Below are 6567 nucleotides of genomic sequence, written 5' to 3' on the forward strand. Positions count from 1 at the left end.
AGGTCCAACAGGGCAGTCTGGTCCTGAGGGTGTTCAAGGCCAACCCGGTTCTGATGGTATCGATGGACAATCGGCTTATGACGTATGGTTGTCATTAGGCAATACCGGAACTGAACAAGACTTTATTGATTCTTTAACAGGTTCTAGTGGAAATGGTATTCAATCAACTACTGATAATGGTGATGGCACTTTTACATTTGATTATACCGATGGCACTTCATTTACTACGATTGATTTGACTGGGCCTGAAGGTACATCTTCAGTAGGGTCTCAGGTAGTAATCACTGATTCTAGTAATATTAATAGTTTAAGCCTAGATAACGGCACAATAGTTTACAATAGAAGTGATGGTACACTTTATTTATATACCAATTATGGTTCAAGTTCGTCTTTTGGATTAATAACCTCTAGTTCACAATCAGAGTCTTACCAATCAGGTAATAACTTTATTTTATCTTTTAAAGTAAGTCAAGAACTCAATATAGGCCTTATAGATATAATTAATCCTTCTAGCAATGTGTTTAATAATGGAGGAATTAAGCTTTTTGAAGACATTGATAATGATATTACAAATGGAATTGGTATTATATTAAGTTCGAATGGCGGTACATCTGCTGCTTCTAGGACATATAATGCAGTTTTATCTCCCAGTTATACATATAATGTTTTAATGGGGAGTTCTTCAGAAAATTTGCCTGAAGCACCAAACTCGTCTTTAGTATTTGATAGTAATATTTTTTTAAATTTAGTTGTTTATAAAACAACATCATGGGTTTTAAATGGTAACAGCAACATACCACCACAATCATTGCAAGTGTCAAATACGCATCCTTATGAATTAGACATAAGTTACGGTATTATAGATGGAAGTCCTCGTTTAATTAGAATAAACTAAAGTTTTTAAAAAAATTAGACTTATCTCATAATTTCTAAGGAAATGTTATTTTAATAATATTAGTTTTTATATGAAATAGAGTAATGAATGCAAGTATTGCTATATAATAACAAGTGATTAGTTTTAAAAGAGTTTCATTCTAGAGATATTATGATTCGTTCTTAAAAACAGCAAAAAACAGGCTAGATATTGCTTTCTAATAAATCACTAATTAAAGGTAAATTGATTTTATAGTAAAACAATATAAATAAAATATATAACTACCCAATAGTTTTGAAAATAGAGTAAAGTTTTTCGTAATTGGATTCGATATTTTTTCTGTATACTCTATCTATTATTCCCAAGGATAAAAAATTATCCTTGGGAATAATTTTTTAAGTTGGTTTTAGAAAATCAAAAATCGAAAGATAAAAAGCTCTTTAAATCCTCAACAAAGTTTGAACTTTCGCTTATAGAGGTCACGATTTATTCCCAAGAATAATTTTTTATCCTTGGGATTTTATTTTTGGTTTGTATTTAATAATCAAAACTCGAAAGATAGAATGCTTTTTAAATCCTTGATAAAGTTAGAAGAGTAAACATTTAGGGTTATTTATGAAACCATTTTCAAAGCGGAACGCTTTAGAATCTATAATCCATACCTTTAAATTGTGAATAAAATAAACTATTGGTTTAGTCAAGCTTGCTTTTTTATTTTAACGAAGCTAATCCTAATATAAATTTAGAGTCATACATAGAAAAATAAAACTTTTCGCATACGGTACTTGTATATATCAGTATTAAATAAGTCAATTATTGTTCCAAAATTGTTATTGGTAAATCGGTAGTACCTGCGTAAAACACTATAATTTCAACAGTGGTATGTCCTTTATTTATACCATAATGTATTTTATTAACGAGTTCTACAATAACATCGCCTGTTTTTAGCTCTAGCTCGTTGTTGTTTAAATCTATAACTGTTAGCTTACCCTTTACTATAATGCCAGAGTTAATAACTGGGTGGTAGTGTTTTTTTAGTTGGGTTTTGGGTGGTATCGTAATTTTTAATACAGTAACTTTTGGGGTTCCTGATGGATATTGGGGTAAAGGGTCTCCATTCCAACTGGTCGTACTTTCCATAAGTTTAACGACACTAATGGTTTGTTTTTTTTTCGTAGCGCAAGAGACAAATAAGATGGCTAGGCTAATAAGAAAGATTTTGATTTTCATTTAGTTTTCATTTTTTAGATTAAAAACAGGTACCTTATTATTCAGATGTATTATAGATTTATGTTTTAAAGTATTTGCAGATTTGTTTTTGCTATAATAAAAACCATAGTTTTAATTCTATTTTAGGATGTTTATGTACTAAAATTAGAGTCAAATGTTAAAAAAAAGTGTAATACAACGAAAAAAATAACATATTACCGAATATATAAAATATTTTACGATCTTTACGATGTAGAAATTGACAACCCAAATTTACCATAATTTTAGTTTATTAGTTAGTGACCAAACCCAAATCTACCAGATCTTAACCTACTTAAGTTCTGGTTTTTTTATGCAATTGTTTTGCTGTTAAGATGTCATTGTGATTTATAATATCTAGGTTTTTAGTAATATACTTCCTAGTCACCTATTATTATTCTTATGGTACGTGTAGAGTATTAATGCTTAATAGCTATAAAATAAGTCTACTATTATTAAAAATTAAAATTAATTTTTAATTAATTTCATCAGCTATTGTGAGTTGTCTTTTTTTTATGATGTCGTTAATTCCATCCCATAGAGCAATTCGCTTTTCTAAGGCCTCTTTAGCAACAGTAAGGGTTTCACTCCATTTATCTTGGTCATCTCCACAAAGCTGAGATACCATTTTTAGAGATAATGGTCCATGCTCATCACCATCTAATTCAATATGGCGCTCTAAATAATACCTTAATTTCTGATAAGAATTATTTTCTGATTCTGCAGATTTTAAAATTTCAATAAACATGTCAGGGATAACATCCTCCCGCCCAAAAGTAAACGCTGAAGCCACAATATGGGGCTTTTTGGTTGCAATAATGGAGAAAGTGAATCTTACAAAGTCAGCAACGCACTTATCAATAGCAATATCGTTTAGTGCGTCATCAAGAGCATGGTTATTTTCAATAAGTTTAATAAATTTTTCAATCTCTAGCGTATTAGCATCGACTTCAACCATGGCGTCTAAATACATTTCAAAATGACTTTTTGGTTCACCTAACTCATTAATATCACTTTCTTCTCCATGCACAATTTCATTTATAAATCTTGATAATGTTGGATGTTTTGAAGGTGTCCATGGTGTTTTGACAGTTGTTAGTTCCGTTTGAAGAAATTTTAATAAAGACATAAAGTCCCATACAGCAAACACGTGGTTCTCCATAAATACTTTAATGTCATCAATAGTTTCTAAATTATCATAAAGTATATGCTGTTTTAATTGACTTCTGAGATTAGAAATTTCATTTTCTATGTGTGTTATTTTATTCATGGGCTTTTTTGTAGCAAGTTAAAAAAGATAAAAATGAATGAAAACAAAATTATAGAAATATTACCTAAATGTTGTGATTTAAGTATGTAAAGCTGCTATAGTTAACCAGAAGGTTTATGGTGCTATAGAGTAACGTATTACAATGTATAGTGCATGTTTAAGATATAAATGTGTTCTAAATATATTTACCTTATTAGGGCAAAGTGACCTTTAAGTGATATTATTTGTCCATTAATTGCTACAGAGCCGTTGTACCAATAATCAGTAGATGGTAGGTTAATACCGTTTAGTGTGCCGTCCCAACCACGGCTATCTTTATTTAGCATGGCTATAATTTTTCCAAATCGATCAAAGATATTTAGTTCTAAATACTCTAATTGATTGGCACCTTTAATTTGCCAAAAATCATTTTTACCGTCATTATTTGGAGTGAAAAATTTTGGAACATTAAATACAAAGACCTCAATACTTAAAGTGCTACAACCATTAATATCTATGACTTGGAGCGTATGTGGTCCAGCGGCAACATTACTAAATGTTGAACTGTCTTGTGGGTTGCCATTATCTAATGTATAAATATAGTCTCCATTGCCCTCTACGGTAACACTAATTGTGTTTAGAGGGGAAAAATTAGATACGCTAATACTTGTTATTATAGCAGAAGAAGAACTTATAACTTCAAAATAGTGTTCTGAAGTACATCCGTTTTCTGAAGTTATTGTTACCCAATAGTCTCCTGTTTCGTTGATGTTAATTACAGAAGTAGTGGCTCCTGTAGACCATAAGTAGGTGTTATTATCAGTAGCCTGTTGCGCATTTATAAAAAGTGGTCCATCATTATCACAAAGCGCTATTACAGGAGGTAAATTTATCACAGGGTATGGTTGCAGAATAACATTAAAGTTTGTAATTGTGTAACAGCCTGTTGCGTTATTTTCAATGCGTGCATAAATTAATTCATTATGGTAGCTATTATAGATTAGAGGGATATGATCATAAGCATTTTGTGCATTTTCAAGAGTGGTATAATAGCTCACGGAAAAGAGAGACGGATCTTCATCTTGTAATAGTAGGTCATTTTGGGTTTCTAAAAGTATCGTCTCTATACCGTCATTATTGGTATCACAGATTTCAATATTTGGGGTTGACTGTACTATTGGATTAGGGTTTACTTGAAGCACAAAAGGATAAATACGATAACAATCCGTATTTACATTTGAGACTCTAACATAAAGATTATCTGCTGCTGTAGTAGGATTATAAGGCTCAGTGATGGCATTATTTTGTGCAATTGCATCGTTTAAATTTAAGTAATACGTATAGCTTTTATTAAACGTATTCTCTGTGACTATCGTATTTATTGGGCTTAAATCGATGTTTTCTGCTTCACTCTCGCAGATCTCATACTTTATAAAATCATTAATTACTGGTGGTGGATTAACCACAAGATCTAAGGGGAAAGAGAAAAAACATCCAGAAATTGTATTTTGTACTTTAACATAAATGGTTTGAGGATTGCTGAGGTTATTATAGTTTTCTAGGGCAGTTATACTGTTGGTGTTGTCTGTTAAATCTGTTTCAGTTTCAAAGTAGCTTACCTCAATATTTAAGGTTCTTATATTAAATATAAGATCTTCAGTAGTTGTAAGGTCAAATGTATTTAATCCATCATAATCATTGTCGCATACCTCTAGTGATTGTATTTGATTAATATCTGCAACCAAATACACCTCTATCAAAAAGCTTGTAATAGGTTGACATAAACCACCATTATCTACACGTGCAAAAATTTCTTGTGGGTTTGAGGTATTTGTAAAGTTGTTAGGTAACGCATTAGTATTGGTTAATGCGTCGTTATAAGAGCCGTAAAACGAAAAGTTAAGATTATCTGCAATACCTAGACTCATTTCTGTGGCTTTTTCAGAAAGGTCAAAGGTTTCAAAACCATCATTAGTAATATCGTCACACAGAAACATATCACTAGGTTCATTAAAAAGAGGGTTTGAAGAGACGGTAAGCTCAAAGTCTCCTATAGTATAACAGCTAGGGTCATTTAGGTGCTCTACCCTTACGCTTATAGTTTGTGGATTGCCTGTATTTTGATAGTTGTTGTTTTTATCTATAACATTAGTAGAATTAAGGGCATCTTCAGTCGTCTCAAAATAAAGCACATTTAAGCCTTCAAGATCTCCGGTAATATCTATGTCTTTATTAGCCAGAATAAAATCTCCTATACCATCGCTATTATCCTCGCAATATATATAAGGTGATATAGGTTGTAATTGAGGTTCTGTATTTATATATATAGAATGCGGAACAATAGTAAAACAATTGGTGTCTGTATTTGTAACACGTATGTATATGGTAGTGCTTTCAGTAATAAAGTTAGATGGATTTGTAATGGCATTTGAGCCGCTTGTAGCATCATTTTCTGTAGCATAAAAACTAATGGTACGATCCATAAGACTAGCTAGTAAATTTTGTGTTTCAGTTATTAAATTTACATTATAACTACCGTCCAAGTCGTCATCGCAAATAATAGTGTCTTCAATACTATTTGTTTGTGGCGCAGGCAATACATTATAAGAAAATTGATTTACAGAATAGCATCTGGTATTGGTATTAGTAATTCGTGTATATAATAGTTGAGGGTTGTTTATATTGGTAAAATTATTAGGTAAACTATTACTATTAACAGTGGCGTCTTCTTCCGTAAGATAATAGCGTACAGAAAAACCAGGTGTGCCGTTTACGACTAAATTTGTAAAAGTTTGAGTTAAATCTAAGCTTGTAAATGTCGAGGTATTTTCGCTGCAGATAGCAATAGTGCCAATTGAGGAAAATTCAGTAATAGGCTCTAAATTAATTTCTACTTCTGCTAAAACAGGTGTCGTACAGTTTTCTGTGGTTATGCTAGTGTAGAGTATAAGTTGTGCAGTATTTATGGTTTGAGGAATGCTTGGGTCTAAGGCATTAGTCTCATTATCTCTGTCAGTTTCACTGCCGTAATAAGTAATAGATGTGGGTATTGTGATATTAGAACTCAGCGAAAAGGTTACAGCATCTAATTCATAGGTTTCTAACCCATCATTATCGATATCACATACAGAGTAGGGTAAGGTATAGAGATTAGTTTTAATATAATTATGAAAAAGATCAACAGCGCCAATACTAA

Annotated in this window: 3 protein-coding genes and 1 pseudogene; 1 reads left to right on the plus strand and 3 read right to left on the minus strand. The window is 31.4% G+C overall.

The genetic code is table 11. The features are described from left to right. Positions 1-895 (plus strand): annotated as a pseudogene (locus tag ACTG3Y_RS13015) (hypothetical protein); the annotation flags it as partial. A gap of 792 nt (positions 896-1687) precedes the next feature. On the opposite strand, the gene ACTG3Y_RS13020 reads toward ACTG3Y_RS13015, so the two are convergent. The 3 genes from ACTG3Y_RS13020 to ACTG3Y_RS13030 all read right to left on the minus strand — a co-directional run. Beyond that, positions 1688-2104, minus strand: a complete 417-nt coding sequence (locus tag ACTG3Y_RS13020) for a cupin domain-containing protein (protein WP_439153355.1) — start codon at positions 2102-2104, stop codon at positions 1688-1690. A gap of 493 nt (positions 2105-2597) precedes the next feature. Then, a complete protein-coding gene (locus ACTG3Y_RS13025; RefSeq protein WP_439153356.1) occupies positions 2598-3392 on the minus strand; it encodes a DUF3050 domain-containing protein in 795 nt (264 codons plus the stop codon). 185 nt (positions 3393-3577) lie between these two features. After that, positions 3578-6567, minus strand: a 2990-nt coding sequence (locus ACTG3Y_RS13030; protein ID WP_439153357.1) for a T9SS type B sorting domain-containing protein, incomplete at its 5' end; no start/stop codon positions are given.

Source organism: Winogradskyella sp., from assembly GCF_965656915.1.
GTDB lineage: Bacteria > Bacteroidota > Bacteroidia > Flavobacteriales > Flavobacteriaceae > Winogradskyella.

Coding starts and splice junctions, on each gene's coding strand:
- ACTG3Y_RS13020 (WP_439153355.1), bottom strand. CDS start 2,104: ATGAAAATCAAAATCTTTCTTATTAGCCTAGCCATCTTATTTGTCTCT.
- ACTG3Y_RS13025 (WP_439153356.1), bottom strand. CDS start 3,392: ATGAATAAAATAACACACATAGAAAATGAAATTTCTAATCTCAGAAGT.